We start from the raw sequence: 15,220 nt of genomic DNA on the forward strand, positions 1-15,220 counted from the left end.
GAGGGGGTGGGGCAGGTGCAACACCCTCACGCCCGCCCATATAAATAGATAGATAGAATTGTTGATTTTCTAACGCGCGAGCTGAGGCGCGCTGAGGGCGTGGGGGTACCCGACCGGTACCCCAGGTACCCCCGATACTTCCCGAGGCCTGCTCGGTTCTTGGGCGGGTACCCCCCATCAGGTGTTTCGGGTACCCCCCGCCGCATCCCGAGGCCTGCTCGGTTTTGGGGCGGGTACCCTCTGACCCCCTCATGCCTTCCCTCCTTGCCTGCTCGGCTCCGGCTTCGGCTTCGAGGGCCCAAGCAGCCAGCGATTGACCTCGTCGACCTGCTTCTCGATGACCCACTCCTCGTCCTTGGCGAGCTGCGTCGCCTCGGATCGGAACTCGTCGAAGTGCCTCAGCGCGTGGTAGACGCACCTGTTCGTGCACCCCGCGTCTCGGGTGTGCTTCTGCCGGGGGTTGGGCTTGTCGGTGTCGGGCTCGCTGTTGGCGTGGTCATGCACAACCTTCCAGATCGCCCTCGCGGCCTTCTCCACCTTCCCGCGCCGATATGCGGCCTCCCCCTCCTTCCGGACCGCGTCCTCCCGGCCTCGGGCGAGGGTCAGCTTTGCCGCCTCATCCGCCAGCACCCTCAGGCACTCCGCCTGGACCCCCATCGAGCCGCGCACCAGCACCTCGGCAATGTCCCACCACTGGTCCTTGATCGCCGTGTCCCCGTGGAGCAGCGCCAGCGCCGTGGCAACCTTCAGCTGCGTGAGCAGGCGGTGGCCCTCCAGGGACCCGGCGTCCTCGCTCAGCAGCCCCGCTCGGCTCGCTCGGAGGTGCTCAGCGCGCACCTCCCTCTTGATGTGCTCGGGGTAGTCGATCTCCGCCGGCCACTCATCGGGGTCCGCCCAGTCGAGCGATCCGGGCCACTCGGGCGGCTCGTCGGGGATAGTGGGGTCCTGCGCGCTCACCCACAGCAGCCGCTGAGGCGTTCCCGCGTCAGCGTCGCGCAGTAGCGCGGCGGCTCGCGTCGGCTGGACCCCGAGCAGCAGCACCAGTCGGTAGGCACCGCCCGGTACGTGACGCCTCCGCTCCTGGTCTGCGTTGGCGGAGCCGAGCGCGCCGCCGCTGAGCGCCGTGCGGAGGACGGGCCACAGGGTCGAGCCGCTTCGGCTGCCCACTGCCGCGATCTGGTCCACCTCGTCGGCGATCATGATCCGCCGGGGGTCTTCGACGAGCACCTTGCGGCCGGTCTTCCTCAGTCCCCCCTGAGGGGTGGCCACGGTCTCATCCTGGAGGAAGCTCTCCGCAATGCCCTCACCTGAGCCGATGACCCGCTCGATCTCCTGCTGCTCGTCGTAGCCGAGGGGCCCAATCCCCGCCAGCTCCCGTGACGCTGCCAGCATCGAGGACTTCCCGCGCCCGGCTCGCCCCACAATGGCGACTCCGAGGTTCAGGGGGGCTGGGGCGCCGATGACTGCGGGCAGCACCACGCCCGGGGGTACCTCAGCCAGCACCCGCGCGAGCACGTAGCACAGCATCGCCGGGGCGCTGAGGGTACGCGAGTGGGCGGCCTGGCGGATGTGCTGGAGCGTCGGGGTGGCCCACAGGTCCTCCTGATCTGCGTCGGCGAAGTCCTCTGCCGCTGTGGAGCAGCCGCAGCCCTGCTCCTCCTCGGGGCTCGGGCTGCCCACTACGCCCCCGACCGCACCTGCCACCATTCGCTGGAACTCGCCGTTGTCGCGCCGGTCCCCGTTGAGTGAGGCCGTGAACATCGCCTCCAGCGTGCCCAGCGCCGTCGGTACCCCCGGGTGACCCTTCTCACCGAGCCTGACCAGCGCCATCGTGCGCGCCAGTGCGACGCCGTGCCGCGAGCCCGCGCTCGCCTCGCTGTTGAGCCGCAGCTCGGCCTTCTCGAGCTCAGCCTCCACGGCACGGCACGGTTCGCCGTCGGGCAGTGCCCGTAGCCACTCGCCCACTGCCGGGGTGTCCAGGTCAGCCTTGACAGTGCGGTCGTCAGCCGGGCCACGGTCCAGCTCAGCCGTCCACGCCTCAGGCAGGGTGGGCAGGTCTGCAACAGCGGGCGGGCCGCACGGCTCACCCTCAGCGTTGTACCACTGGTACTCGCGCTCGGTGTCCGGGTGTACTGACGGCCACACGACCGCGTACCGATGGCCGTGGTGGATGGTCTCAACACAGCCGCCGCTGAGCTCGCCGGCCCACTGCCTGCCAGCCGGTACCCGATAGAAGCGGATGCCGCTCACGCCTGGACCACGTGACGACGAGCGGAAGGTAGGTGGCAGCGCCCCGAGCCGCGCCTCAGCCGCGCTCAGGGTGTCCGCGCCGGACTTCTTGCCGTACTCGTCCACGTCGAGGCCGAGCACGGTATCCGGCATCCGCAGCGCGATGTTTCTGCGACCGGCACGGCTCCAGGTGGCGACCGTCTCGTCGTCCGGGTATGCGCCGCTGTAGCCGGTGTACCCCGAGGGCGGCGCGCTCTTCTTGCCGTAGGGGAGCGTGAGCGTCCCCGCCCAGCCGAGCGCCCGGTAGTCGAGGGCGGCGTCAGCATAGGGGCTGGTCTTAGTGCCTTGCAGGTGACGCTGCTGGGGGTTCTCGCGCCCATTCGCCGCTTCCTTGTGCGTCATGCCTTCACCGCCTTCAGCTCGTCGTCGTCCTTGTCGAGGTAGTAGAGGAGCGACATAGCGACGTCGTTATCGAAGGCGATTGCCAAGAAGTGAACGTAGATTCCGACGAACAGGTAGCCATGGCCCCGGCCTCTCGCCCCAGGGTGCGCCCAGTGCGCCAACTCGTGGAGGATAAGCCTCCGGCTGAGCTCGTCAGGGTTGAAGTGTATTGACCCATCACTGTCGTGATACCGCCCCACAAACGGGAAGTCGTCCTGCGTCATGTCGAACACCAGCGTGGGGCGGTCCGGCTTCGCCAACAGGTATGGGAGGTACGACTGGGCCAGCACGCCGGCGATGAATCCGGGCGTCCGATCACGCGTGAACGCAGCATTGAGGCGTGGATGCTGCTCAGCCCACACATCCTCAGCGAGGTAGAGGTGGCGGGTGGTTCGCCGAGCTGCCTCGACGTCAGCATTATGCTCAGCTATGGCCTCTTCCAGGGCCCAGTTACGCTCGGGCTCCGACTCGGCTTCCCTGAGCCACTCCTCTTCCGCCAGCCTGTAGGCGCCGCCCGACAGATCTGGCGTCTGGCCAGTGACCGACCCCCTCTCAGCCCTCCGAGCTACCCTTGTAGCTGAGGGGTCGACTGAGCGGTCGTCATTTCCTTCCTTGGTGGAGCCTCGGGACACCGTCCCCGGGGCTCCTCCCCTGTCCGGGGGCGGCTTCTTCATCGCGCCTCACCGCCGTCCTTCGGGGCGAGCATCAGGGCAGCGATGCGGTCGGCGGCCTCAGGCGTCAGCGGTGGCGCCTCAGCGACGACCTGCTTCACGAATCGGGCAATCTTCGCCTCGGCCAGGAAGCGGCGGGCCTCCTCGACCTCCTCCGGCGAGTATCCGGCCTTCTTCGGAGGGTGCTTCATCGAGGCAACGGCGACTACTGAGCGCGCGCGGCTGACCTCGGGGTCGTACGGCGTGAGGCGGGAGATACGGTTGAACGGGTTCGCGTGACCAGCTCGGGGTTCGGACATGAGGGACAACACCTTCCGGTGATCGTCCCCTCTATGACCAGGTGCACGTTTTTCCGAATTTACGCGAGGGGGTGGACTATCGGGGTTCTCCTACGCACCGTCACCCGCCACTCTCGTAGTTGGCGGGCCGCATGAGCTTCCCGTAGCCGGTATGTGATTCTGCGTACAACCTAACCCTACTCTGCCGAAAGCAGAAGTAGGGCGGTATTGTCTATCTGGCTAAAACATCGCATCGGTTCCGGCGCTCCGCCTTCACCCTCAGCCGCTCCGCGCATCGTGCGTCAGCGTCGCTCAGCGTTCGCCTGCGTCTCGAACAGCCGACCCCCGATAAGGGCGTAGCCGGGGCGACCTGGAGCGAGGCCCTGAGGGCTCCCCTCACGCTGGACCCCCTGGAGCCCGAGGGCGAACAGCGGCGGAACGGTGGACAGCGGTGCACCGGGGTTCCAGGCTGCGCCTGAGGGCCCGGCCCGCGCTGAGCCCTACAGCCGAGCGCTGCCGAGCTATTTGGCCTTGCCGCCTGAGGTTGTGTTGTGACGGAACTCGACCACGTCGCCGTCGGCCATGACATAGTCCTTGCCCTCGATGCGGACCTTGCCGCGGGACTTGGCCTCGGCCATGGAGCCGGCCTCGACCAGGTCCTCGAAGTGGACCACCTCGGCCTTGATGAAGCCGCGCTGGAAGTCGGTGTGGATGACACCTGCGGCCTGCGGCGCCGTGTCTCCGCGGTGGATGGTCCAGGCGCGCGTTTCCTTGGGGCCGGCCGTGAGGTAGGTCTGGAGGCCGAGGGTGTGGAAGCCGACGCGCGCGAGCTGGTCGAGGCCAGATTCCTCCTGGCCGTTCATCTCGAGCATCTCACGGGCTTCCTCCTCGGAGAGCTCCACGAGGTCGGACTCGAGCTTGGCGTCGAGGAAGATCGCGTCGGCGGGGGCCACGAGAGCGCGCAGCTCCTCCTGCTTCTCGGGGCTCGTGAGGATGCCCTCGTCGGCGTTGAAGACGTAGATGAACGGCTTGGCCGTGAGGAGGTTGAGCTCCCTGAGGTGGTCCATGTCGAGCTTGTCGGATGCGATGGACGAGAAGATGGTGTCCCCGCGCTCGAGGACCTTCTTCGCGGCCTCGATCGCGGCGAGCTCCGCGGCGTCGCGCTTCTTGATCTTGACTTCCTTCTCGACGCGCGGAAGGGCCTTCTCGATGGTCTGGAGGTCGGCGAGGATCAGCTCGGTGTTGATGGTCTCCATGTCGGAGCGCGGGTCCACCTTGCCGTCGACGTGCACCACGTCTGGGTCGTCGAAGACCCGGATGACCTGGGCGATGGCCTGGGCCTCGCGGATGTTCGCGAGGAACTGGTTGCCGAGCCCCTCGCCCTCGGAGGCGCCCTTGACGATTCCGGCGATGTCCACGAAGGAGACGGTGGCGGGGAGGATGCGCGCGCTGCCGAAAATCTCGGCGAGCTTGTCCAGACGGGGGTCGGGGAGGCTCACCACGCCGACGTTCGGCTCGATGGTGGCGAACGGGTAGTTCGCCGCAAGGACCTGGTTGCGGGTCAGCGCGTTGAAGAGCGTCGACTTGCCGACGTTGGGGAGACCGACGATTCCGATAGTGAGAGCCACGGTCATCCATCATACCGGCGCGGATCCGGCCAGAAATGTCGGTGGCCCGTGCGAGTGTGGGCGCATGGACGGAACGCAGACTCTCGTGGTGGTTCTTGTGGCGCTGCTCGCTCTCCTTGTGGGGTGGGTGGCCGGCGCCGTGTGGGCGCGGAGGCGCGCAGCGCACGACGGCGGGGACCTCCCCGCGCTGCAGTCCCGCCTCTCGTCGGTGGAGGCCCAGCTCGCGGCCGCGAGCGCCGAACGCGACCTGCTCGCGCGCCAGAACGCCGCCCTGACGTCACTGGACGAGCAGGAGAACACGGTGCTCCACGCGCTGGCCCCGGTGGCCGAGAAGCTCGGCGCCGTCCAGCGCGCCGTGGCCCTGCTCGAGCGCGACCGCGTCGAGCAGTTCGGTCAGCTCGCGCAGCAGCTGCAGGAGGCGCGGAACTCCGATGCGGCAATCCTGCAGTCGGCCCATGCCCTCACCGCGGCGCTGGCCAACAACGCCTCTCGCGGCACGTGGGGCGAGGTCCAGCTGCGTCGTGTCGTCGAGGCCGCCGGGATGCTCGACCGGGTCGACTTCGCGGAGCAGGTCGCGACGTCCGGGGAGGCGGGTGCTGTCCGTCCCGACCTCGTCGTGTCGCTGCCGGGCGGCAAGCAGATCGTCGTCGATGCCAAGGTCCCGCTGGGTGCGTACCTGAGGGCGCAGGAGCACGCCCAGGATGCGAGCCCTGCGGGGATCGCGGCACGGGAGAAGCACCTCGCGGAGCACGCCAAGGCCCTGCGCGCGCACGTGGACGTGCTGGGGAGCAAGAAGTACTGGGAAGCGGTCGGCGCGAGCCCCGAGCTGGTCGTGTGCTTCCTGCCGGCGGAGTCCTTCCTCGCGGAGGCGCTGCGCGCAGACGCGGGCCTCCTCGATTACGCGTTCACCCGGAACGTCGCGCTGGCCTCCCCTGCCACGCTCATGGCCCTGCTCAAGGGCGTTGCTTTCGGGTGGCGGCAGGAGCTCCTCACCGAGAACGCCCGCGAGCTGTTCGACCTGTCCCAGCAGCTGTACGGCCGGCTGAGCACGATGGGCGGCCACGTCGCGCGGCTCGGCGCGTCGCTCAAGGGGTCGGTCGAGCGGTACAACGCGTTCATCGGCGCGCTGGAGTCGCGTGTGCTGCCCACGGCCCGGCGCATCAGCGCCCTGGACCTCGGTGCCCGCGAGACGCTTCCGGAGCTGCCCCCGGTCGAGACGACGCCCCGCGTGCTCAGCGCGAGCGAGCTCCTGGACGAGCAGATGTGGCGGGACAACGGGATCGCTCCGCTGCCCGGGACGCTGGGAGGTGGCTCGGTCGATCTGGGCGACGACTCCCGAGATGCGCGCGACGGCCAGCACGGGGCAGGCCACCGGCACTCGGCCTGATCGGCCTGATCGGCGCCAGGGTCGCTCGGGGTAGACCGACGCTGCCCGCTCGGCGCTGCTCGGCGCGCGAGCCGGCAACGCGCGGAGACCGCTCGACGCGGCGCTGCGGTGCGGCAGCCGTGCCTGGCCAGACGCCGGGCACCGCCGCCTCGGGCCGGCAACGCCGAGGCCAGGTGCCGCGCCGGGGCCAGGTGCCGCGGCGGCGAGAAGGGCTGTGGCCCCAACAATCACGCGTTGAGAAGGCACCTAGCATCGAGAAGTGCCGTTCTGCGGGAGAAGTGGCCCTTTCGTGCACTTCTCGCACAGAACGGCACTTCCTGGCACGGGCGACGCCCCTAGGGTGACCCCGTCACGGGCCACACCCCCTACGGGTGACCTCGGCACCACACCCGGTGACCTCGACGCCACACCCGGTGACCTCGACGCCACACCCGGTGACCTCGACGCCACACGGGGTGACCTCGGCTGGGGTAGGCCTCAGCTCTGGGGGCGCTGACCTCTGCCGCCGAGGCCCCGGCTCGAGTCGCCGGCTTCCTTGAGCGTGCTGCGAAGCTCCTTGGGCAGGGAGAAGAGGATGTCCTCTTCAGCGGTCACGACCTCCTCGACGGTGCCGAAGCCGTAGTCGGCGGCGAGCCTGAGGACGTCCTGGACCAGGACCTCGGGCACGGACGCGCCGGAGGTCACGCCGATGGTCGAGACGCCCTCGAACCATGACTCGTCCACCTCGTTCGCGAAGTCCACCCGGTACGCGGCCTTGGCACCGTACTCGAGCGCAACCTCGACGAGACGCACGGAATTCGAGGAGTTCGCGGACCCCACGACGATCACCAGATCAGCCTGCGGCGCGATCTTCTTGATAGCGGCCTGCCGGTTGGAGGTCGCGTAGCAGATGTCGTCGCTGGGCGGGTCCTGCAGGTTCGGGAAGCGCTCCCGGAGGCGCCGGACGGTCTCCATCGTCTCGTCGACGGACAGCGTGGTCTGGGAGAGCCAGATGAGCTTGTCGGGGTCGCGGACCTGGATGGTGTCGGCTTCCTCCGGCGAGTTGACGATCTGGGTGTGGTCCGGGGCCTCGCCGTACGTCCCCTCGACCTCCTCGTGGCCGACGTGGCCGATGAGCAGGATCTCGTAGTCGCCCTTCGCGAAGCGGACGGCCTCGCGGTGCACCTTCGTCACCAGGGGGCACGTTGCATCGATGGTGCGGAGGCCGCGGTCGGCCGCCGACTGGACCACGGCCGGGCTCACTCCATGGGCGGAGAACACGACCAGGGCACCTTCCGGCACCTCGTCGGTCTCTTCGACGAAGACCGCCCCGCGCTCCTCGAGGGTCTCCACGACGTGCCGGTTGTGGACGATCTGCTTGCGCACGTAGACCGGGGCACCATAGTGCTCCAACGCCTTCTCGACGGCGATGACGGCCCGGTCGACCCCGGCGCAGTAGCCGCGGGGCGCGGCGAGCAGGACCTTCTTCTCACCCTCGACCGGAGCCACGGCAGCCACGTCCTCGGGCGAGCGGCGGCGCCGCGGGACCGTGGGCATAGACAAGGCAACGGGGGTTGAGGTCATGCCACTATGCTACCGGCGCCGGTCCGGCTACTGCGGCGCCGGACGCCTCCGCTGACGCGCTCCTAGCACCAGGCCCACGACCAGGAAGACCGCGCCGACGGCGGCAACACCGACGATCCACGGCCCGAACGCGTCCGCCAGGAGCTGCCCTGCGCGCTGGGCGAACACGCCGGCCACGCTTCCCTGGGAGCCCTGTGAGCCGGCCACCGAGGCCATGAGGAAGGTTCCGGCGCCGAGGAGCCCTGCCACCACGAGGAGGCCGCCGCCGGCCCAGGCGAGGGCGGTTCCGCGCCGACGCGCGAAGAGCAGGCCGAGCAGGAGCGCGAGCACGGCGCCGGCCGACAGCGGCAGGGCCAGGGCGGCCGCGTCCTGCGCGAAGGTGAGCGCTGCGCGCTGCTGAGCGTTTCCGACGGGCACCGTGATGCTCGGCGCATCCGAGAAGCCGACACCGAGGCCGGCGCCGAGGCGGTCCAGGACGACGTCGGCCAGGGGCCGGAGCTCGAGGGTGAAGGCTGACGTCGAAGCGGTGGCGGGACTGAAGTTCAGCCTGTGGCTCTCCCGGAGGGTCGACTCCCACGCGGAAGGGAAGGCCGGGTCGGACGTCAGTCCCTCGAGGGTCTTCTCGGCGAGCTCGGTGGCCGCGGGCCTCAGCGGAGCGGGCACTCCCGAGGCCGAGACCGCCGTCGCTGTCAACGACTTGCCCAGCGCTGCCTGGAAGTCAGCGTCCCGGTTCAACGGGGCCAGGAGCCGCACGAAGCCGTCCTCGTTCACGACGTTCCGCTCGATCCAGAGCGACGGCACGGCAGCCGCGGTAAGGACGACGGCGAGCAGCACGGAGAGGGCAGAGAGCACAGTACGCATGGACTTCCCGGGGTCGGCAACGCGCCCATCCTATCGGCGGCGCCTAACGGGTTCCGCATGCGAGGACTGTCGGTGCCGCGTGATACTGGTTGGCTATGGTGGCAGGGATGGAAGAACCGGACCTCTCGACGCTGCCCGCGCGGGCCGCGGACACGACGCCGGAGAACCCGTGGCCCCTGCACGTGCTCTCCCGCAAGCTCAAGGAGCACATCGAGCGTTCGCCGCAGGTGTGGATCGAGGGCCAGGTGATCGAGCTGAACCGCAGGGGCCAGACGGCGTACCTGACACTCCGCGACGTCGACGCGGAGATCTCGCTCCCCGCGTCCGCATGGGGGACGGTGATGGCGAGGCTACGCGAACCGATCGAGCGCGGTTCCCGTGTGGTGGCCCTCGTCAAGCCCGAAATGTGGCTCAAGACGGGCCGGCTCACCATGGCCGTGCGCGACATGCGCCCGGTGGGCCTCGGAGACCTGCTGGCGCGCATCGAGCGGCTGCGGCAGGCACTCGGGTCGGAGGGGCTCTTCGCCGACCACCGCAAGAGGCCCCTCCCGATGCTCCCCCACCGCATCGGCCTCATTACGGGCCGGGACTCTGACGCCAAGAAGGACGTGCTGCGCAATGCGGCGCTGCGCTGGCCGGCCGTCCAGTTCGAGATCCGTGAGGTCGCGGTCCAGGGCGCAAGCGCCGTCTCGGAGGTCCTCGGCGCGCTCCGCGAACTCGACGGCCTGGCAGAGGTGGACGTCATCGTCATCGCCCGCGGCGGCGGCTCCCTCGAGGACCTCCTGCCCTTCAGCAACGAATCTCTCGTGCGGGCCGTCGCGGAAGCGGTGACCCCGGTCGTCAGCGCGATCGGGCACGAGGCCGACCGGCCGATCCTGGACGACGTCGCCGACCTGCGCGCCTCGACGCCCACGGACGCCGCGAAGCGCATCGTCCCGGACGTGACCGAAGAGCTGGCTCGGGTGCGGCAATGCCGAGAGCGGTTCGAGCGGCAGGTCAGGCTCCTGGTGGAGCGGGAGTCCGACCGGCTCGCCTCGATACGCAGCCGCCCGGCGCTCTCGTGCCCCGACACCATGGTCGAGGGCCGGCACGACGAGCTCCAGCGCCTCCGGGGCCGCTCGCTCGCCGCGGTGAGTACCGCCGTCGCACGCGCGTCCGACGGCGTGGCGCACCTTCGTGCCCAGATGCGTGCCCTCTCGCCGCAGCAGACGCTCGACCGCGGGTACGCCGTCGTGCAGCTCGCCGCGGGCGTGCCGGGAACCGAGGCTCACCCCGGAGCAGTGGTCTTCGATCCGGACCAGGCGCCCGCGGGCACCGCCCTGCGGCTCCGGCTTGCCCGGGGCGAACTCGCGGCACGCTCCGAGGGCGCACAGCCCGCTGCCGCCTCCGGTCCCCCGCACCCGAACGCCACCCTGTCGTCGACCAACCACGAGGAGGACCCCCGCGATGGCTGAAGCATCCGGACCACAGCAGAACGGCTCGTCGCCGGCGGGCTCGGCCCGCGCGGCGGAGGGGCTCGACAGCCTGTCCTATGAGGAGGCCCGCGAGCAGCTCGTCGCCGTAGTATCCCGGCTCGAGGCCGGCGGGGTGAGCCTCGAGGAGTCGTTGGCGCTGTGGGAACGCGGTGAGGCGCTCGCCAATCGCTGTGAGGAATGGCTCGAGGGAGCGCGACGCCGCCTCGACGCCGCACGCCGCCCGCCAGAGGAAGGCTGACCCACAGTCCGGCACAGGGGCCACGCAGTCCGGCACAGGGGCCACGCAGTCCGGCACGGGGGCCACGCACTCGGCGCGCGGCGGCCTCGAGGCCGGTAGAGGGACCTATCCCTCCAGCCGGAGCGCCTCTACTCTTTCCCCGGGCCCCACGAGGACAAGCGCCCTGCGGGAGCGGATCCCTTCGAGGGCCCTTGCCACGGCCTCGGCGCTCGGCCCCTCAGGCTGCGCGTGGGGCTCCTGGTCCCTGGGCAGCCCGTTGCCGCTGCGCCAGACCGTGACGGTGGCCCCGGTCGCCTCGGTGATGGCGCGCGAGAACGGCTCGGGGTCAAGCGCGGTGACCAGGATCGCCTTGCCGATCGACGGCCTCGCGGCGTGGGCGGGGAACTCTGCGCGGTCGTGCCGCCACACCGCGTAGTGATAGCTCGCCGCGAGCGCGGTGGCGACCAGGATGCCGAGTGGAACCCTGATGTCGGCGATCAGGGCCAGTCCGCCGCCCCCGGCGAGCCATGACCGGAAGACCTGGAAGCCGATCACCAGCAAGGTGACGAGGGCAGCGACGGCGCTCACGCCGAAGACGACCACGAGGTAGATGCGCCGTCCAGGCGGCTGGCCCGCCAGCGGTTCGGAGAGCACGTGGGTGGGCTTCCAGACGAGCCACCAGACCAGCCCGCCGACGGCCAGCGACGCGAATCCTCCCAGCAGGAGCGCACGGGCGCCGGTGCCGGCCAGCGGTGCGCTCACCAGGGAGAGGAGGGCATTGATGATCACGCCGACGCCCGACGCGGCGCCGACGAGGGCAATGCCAGCGGTCACGAGCCGGGCGGCCTGCCGGGCGGAGACGGAGCGGGCGGCGACGAGCGGGCGGTGGTAGGCCCAGACGAGCCACCCGATGGTCCCGGCTGCCAGCGCCGCCGGCAGCGGATCCAGCAGGGACAGCACCGGAGCGGCCGCCTCGTCACGGTCGAACAGGAGCCGGAGGACGACGAAGAGCGCCGTTCCAGCACCACTCAGGGCCGCGACGCCCGCCGCGAAGATGCCGACGAGGACGAGGACCACGTCGCTGAAGTCCGTGCGGAGCCTGCGCCCGCCCTCGACGATCCAGTGCCAGAGCCACACCAGGGCCCCGCCCGCTGCCCAGACCGCCGCAGCCAGCACCCCGCCCCACCACGTCCTGCTCTCGCCCTGTCCGGCGAGAACTGCCACCTGGTCGCCCGAGAGGGCCTGGACTGCTGCCCTGAGGAGCCGCGTGAGCGCGGTTCCGGCCATGGCCGCACCGAGCGTGAGGCCGAAGCCCCCGCCGACGACGGCGGGCACGTCCGCGAGCAGGAGGGGGCCCTTCTCCCTGCTCCGCCACATCCACCGATGCCACGTCAGCACGCCCGCCCACACCACAGCGGTGGCCAGGAGGCCGTTCCAGCCCTCGGTCCGCCCCTCGACGAGCCCCGCCAGGAGCGCGAGGAGCTGGGTCGACGCCACGACCAGCGCGACGCTGTACAGGCCTGCGACGTACAGGTCCCAGGCCGTTGAGCGCCGCTCCTCGGGGTCCGCGAGGCGCCTCCAGACGAACCACCACAGCAGCGCCGCGAGCGGCGCACCGATCACCGTGAAGGCGAGCGACTGCGCGAGTCCTGCTGTGCCATCCCCGGCAAGGACCTGCCCCGACGGGAGGACCCGGGTGAGCAGACCGCTGAGTCCGCTCGCGGCGATCACCACGAGGGCAAAGAGGAGCACGTAGAGGATGAGCCGCCGGACGGCAGGAAGGGCGGAGCTCATGGTGCGACACTCTTCATGAGCGGCGGGCAGACCGCGATCATCGGCGGCGCCGACACGATCGCCCACTGGTTGTTCGCCTTGACGAGCTGGAAGTCACCCGGCGTCGAGTAGTCGGAGGGGCCGAACGGTCCTCCCTGCGCCGTCTGGACGAGCGCCACCCGTACCGTGGCCGTCGATTCGCGCTCGGTGGTCGAGCGCAATTCCACGCGCACGTTCTCCAGGAACTGGGGGCTCTGCTGATAGCTGCCGGGATAGGAGGCGCACTGCTTCCGGGCATCGTCCGAGAGCGTGGACAGGGCCGTTGCCGTATCGCCGGCGAGGTAGGCCTCTGCATACTTCTGCACGACCCCGGCGGGCGTGGACGGGTCGACCGGCGGCGGTGCACCCCGGGAGAGGATGAGGGCCACCGAGGCCACGACGAGCACTCCGATGAGCGAGAGGACCACCGCGAGAACACGCCCGGGACCCCGCGTCCGCGTGGAACCTCCTGCCGCGCTGCTGTCCGTCATGGCGACAGTCTGCGGCGTCACGGACCGCGCGGACAGGGCACTACGTCCCCGAGAGCGGGCTCAGCTGGCGAGGACGCGTGCCCGCTCCCGCTCCAGGCTGTACGAGGGCTCCGGCCAGTCCGGCGTGATGCTCTTGAACGCGCCGATGAGGAGCTCGAGGACGGCGATGCGCGCGTACCACTTCCGGTCGGCCGGGACGACGTGCCATGGAGCCCACGGCGTGGAGGTCATGTCGATCGCCTTCTGGTACGCGTCCATGTAGGCACCCCAGTGCTGGCGCTCGTCGACGTCGCCGGGGTTGTACTTCCAGCGCTTGACCGGGTCCTCGAGCCGGGCAAGGAGCCGACGCTTCTGCTCCTCCTTGGAAATGTGCAGCATGACCTTCACGATGGTCGTCCCGCGCGCGGCGACGCCCTGCTCGAAGTCCCGGATCTCGCGGTACCGCCGCTGGATCGTGGCTTCGTCCGCCCAGCCGTGGACCCGATGGATCAGGACTTCCTCGTAGTGCGAGCGGTCGAAGACGCCGAGCATCCCGGGCCCCGGCAGCTCGCGCTCGACCCTCCAGAGGAAGTCGTGCTGCTTCTCCTCGTCGGTGGGCGCCTTGAACGCCTTCAGGTGGACTCCCTGGACGTCCACGCCGCCCACGACGTGGCTGACGATCCCGCCCTTGCCGGCGGTGTCCATGGCCTGGAGGATCAGCAGGACCGACGGGGCATCGCCGTCGCGTCCCGCGGCGTACAGCCGCTCCTGGTACTCAGCGAGCACGATGTCCCGCCGGGCGAGGTGGACCTTGCCCTCGGCCTTGTCGCCCGAGAAGCCGGGGGTGGCGGCCGGGTCGACGTCGCCCAGATGGAAGTTCCTGCCGACACGGAGCAGGTCGCCGACATCCTTGGCGAAGCCCTTGGATCCCATCACGCCTTCCTTCCCCGCACCGAGCGGCCTTCCTCAGTTGCCCTTGTACCTGCCGAGGAAGTCTGCCATACGGGTGATGGCCTCTTCGATGTCCGCCACGGCGGGGAGGGTCACCATGCGGAAGTGGTCCGGCGCGGTCCAGTTGAACGCGCGGCCGTGGGAGACGAGGATCTTCTGCTCGCGCAGGAGGTCGAGGACGAACTTCTCGTCGTCCCGGATCGGATACACCTCCGGGTCGAGCCGCGGGAACAGGTACAGGGCGCCTTTGGCCTGCTTCGTGGAGACGCCGGGAATGGCATTGAGCATCTCGTACGCCTTGTTGCGCTGCTCGAGCAGGCGGCCTCCGGGGAGGATGAGGTCGTTGATGCTCTGGTAGCCGCCGAGCGCGGTCTGGATGGCGTGCTGCGCGGGAACGTTCGCGCACAGGCGCATGTTCGCGAGCAGGTTGATGCCCTCGAGGTAGTCCGCGGCGTCCTTCTTGGGGCCCGAGATCGCCATCCACCCCGCCCGGTAGCCGCACACGCGGTACGCCTTGGACAGGCCCGAGAAGGTCAGGCACAGCACGTCCTCGCCGGTGAAGGCGGCCAGGTTCGTGTGGGTTGCGCCGTCGTAGAGGATCTTCTCGTAGATCTCGTCCGCGAAGATGATGAGCCCGTGCTTCTCGGCGAGCTCGACGATGCGGCGCAGCGTCGCATCCGAGTACAGGGCGCCGGTCGGGTTGTTCGGGTTGATCACGACGATGCCCTTGGTGCGGGGGCTGATCTTCGCTTCGAGGTCCTCGAGGTCGGGCTCCCAGTCCTGCTCCTCGTCGCAGAGGTAGTGGACAGCGCGTCCCCCGGCGAGGGAGACCGACGCCGTCCACAGGGGGTAGTCCGGGGTCGGCACGAGGATCTCGTCGCCCTGCTCGAGGAGGGCCATGAGGGACATCGTGATCAGCTCCGACACCCCGTTGCCGAGGTAGATGTCGTCGACGTGGATGTTCTGGATTCCCCGGGTCTGGTAGTACTGCGAGACCGCCGTGCGTGCCGAGAAGATGCCGCGGGAGTCGCTGTAGCCCTGTGCGTGCGGCAGGTGGCGGATCATGTCGACGAGGATCGCGTCCGGGGCCTCGAAGCCGAACGGCGCCGGGTTCCCGATGTTCAGCTTGAGGATCCTGTGGCCCTCTGCCTCCATCTGCTGGGCAGCCTCCAGAATTGGCCCCCTGATGTCGTAGAGCACGTTGTGGAGCTTGGTCGACTGCAGAAACTGGGCCATT

At 69.8% G+C, this 15,220-nt stretch carries 13 protein-coding genes; 3 read left to right on the plus strand and 10 right to left on the minus strand.

Going from position 1 to position 15,220, the window contains the following annotated elements; translation table 11 throughout:
* Positions 1 to 249: 249 nt before the first annotated feature.
* The 4 genes from CGQ25_RS10820 to ychF form a co-directional block, all read right to left on the minus strand.
* Positions 250 to 2,631, minus strand: a complete 2,382-nt coding sequence (locus CGQ25_RS10820) for a bifunctional DNA primase/polymerase (protein WP_208709594.1) — start codon at positions 2,629 to 2,631, stop codon at positions 250 to 252.
* Complete coding sequence (locus tag CGQ25_RS10825) at positions 2,628 to 3,344, minus strand: hypothetical protein (protein WP_208709596.1); 717 nt, start codon at positions 3,342 to 3,344, stop codon at positions 2,628 to 2,630. Before CGQ25_RS10825 ends, CGQ25_RS10820 begins: the two co-directional genes overlap by 4 nt.
* Positions 3,341 to 3,640, minus strand: coding sequence for a hypothetical protein (locus CGQ25_RS10830; protein ID WP_208709598.1), 300 nt, complete (start codon positions 3,638 to 3,640; stop codon positions 3,341 to 3,343). Before CGQ25_RS10830 ends, CGQ25_RS10825 begins: the two co-directional genes overlap by 4 nt.
* 500 nt (positions 3,641 to 4,140) lie before the next feature.
* Positions 4,141 to 5,247 carry a redox-regulated ATPase YchF gene (ychF, locus tag CGQ25_RS10835; RefSeq protein ID WP_208709600.1) on the minus strand — a complete coding sequence of 369 codons (1,107 nt, stop codon included), beginning with the start codon at positions 5,245 to 5,247 and terminating at the stop codon, positions 4,141 to 4,143.
* Between the two features lie 64 nt (positions 5,248 to 5,311).
* Between ychF and rmuC the strand changes: the two genes are divergently transcribed.
* A complete protein-coding gene (rmuC, locus tag CGQ25_RS10840) occupies positions 5,312 to 6,634 on the plus strand; it encodes a DNA recombination protein RmuC (RefSeq protein ID WP_208709602.1) in 1,323 nt (440 codons plus the stop codon).
* A gap of 477 nt (positions 6,635 to 7,111) precedes the next feature.
* Here rmuC and CGQ25_RS10845 read toward each other — a convergent pair whose 3' ends face one another.
* Both CGQ25_RS10845 and CGQ25_RS10850 read right to left on the minus strand, forming a co-directional pair.
* Complete coding sequence (locus CGQ25_RS10845) at positions 7,112 to 8,197, minus strand: 4-hydroxy-3-methylbut-2-enyl diphosphate reductase (RefSeq protein WP_208709604.1); 1,086 nt, start codon at positions 8,195 to 8,197, stop codon at positions 7,112 to 7,114.
* Positions 8,198 to 8,224: 27 nt separating this feature from the next.
* Positions 8,225 to 9,058, minus strand: coding sequence for a hypothetical protein (locus CGQ25_RS10850; protein WP_208709606.1), 834 nt, complete (start codon positions 9,056 to 9,058; stop codon positions 8,225 to 8,227).
* A gap of 107 nt (positions 9,059 to 9,165) precedes the next feature.
* On the opposite strand from CGQ25_RS10850, the gene xseA reads away from it, so the two are divergent.
* Together xseA and CGQ25_RS10860 are read left to right on the plus strand one after the other, a co-directional pair.
* Positions 9,166 to 10,512: an exodeoxyribonuclease VII large subunit gene (gene xseA / locus CGQ25_RS10855; RefSeq protein ID WP_208709608.1), complete on the plus strand. Its 1,347-nt coding sequence runs from the start codon at positions 9,166 to 9,168 to the stop codon at positions 10,510 to 10,512.
* On the plus strand, positions 10,505 to 10,771 hold the full coding sequence (locus tag CGQ25_RS10860) for an exodeoxyribonuclease VII small subunit (RefSeq protein ID WP_208709611.1): 267 nt from the start codon (positions 10,505 to 10,507) through the stop codon (positions 10,769 to 10,771). Before xseA ends, CGQ25_RS10860 begins: the two co-directional genes overlap by 8 nt.
* Before the next feature lie 105 nt (positions 10,772 to 10,876).
* On the opposite strand, the gene CGQ25_RS10865 is transcribed toward CGQ25_RS10860, so the two are convergent.
* Genes CGQ25_RS10865 through CGQ25_RS10880 form a run of 4 tightly spaced genes read right to left on the minus strand, consistent with a single transcriptional unit; the run spans position 10,877 to position 15,219 of the window.
* The gene (locus CGQ25_RS10865; protein ID WP_208709613.1) at positions 10,877 to 12,544 is read right to left on the minus strand and encodes a DUF5671 domain-containing protein; all 1,668 of its coding nucleotides are present in this window, start codon (positions 12,542 to 12,544) and stop codon (positions 10,877 to 10,879) included.
* Positions 12,541 to 13,053 (minus strand): hypothetical protein, encoded by a 513-nt coding sequence (locus CGQ25_RS10870; protein WP_208709615.1) that lies wholly within the window; start codon positions 13,051 to 13,053, stop codon positions 12,541 to 12,543. Before CGQ25_RS10870 ends, CGQ25_RS10865 begins: the two co-directional genes overlap by 4 nt.
* A 60-nt stretch (positions 13,054 to 13,113) precedes the next feature.
* Positions 13,114 to 13,965 carry a PPK2 family polyphosphate kinase gene (locus CGQ25_RS10875; RefSeq protein WP_208709617.1) on the minus strand — a complete coding sequence of 284 codons (852 nt, stop codon included), beginning with the start codon at positions 13,963 to 13,965 and terminating at the stop codon, positions 13,114 to 13,116.
* 33 nt (positions 13,966 to 13,998) lie between these two features.
* Positions 13,999 to 15,219 (minus strand): pyridoxal phosphate-dependent aminotransferase, encoded by a 1,221-nt coding sequence (locus CGQ25_RS10880; protein ID WP_208709619.1) that lies wholly within the window; start codon positions 15,217 to 15,219, stop codon positions 13,999 to 14,001.
* Position 15,220: the final 1 nt, after the last annotated feature.

The organism is Sinomonas sp. R1AF57, from assembly GCF_002224485.1.
GTDB lineage: Bacteria > Actinomycetota > Actinomycetes > Actinomycetales > Micrococcaceae > Sinomonas > Sinomonas flava.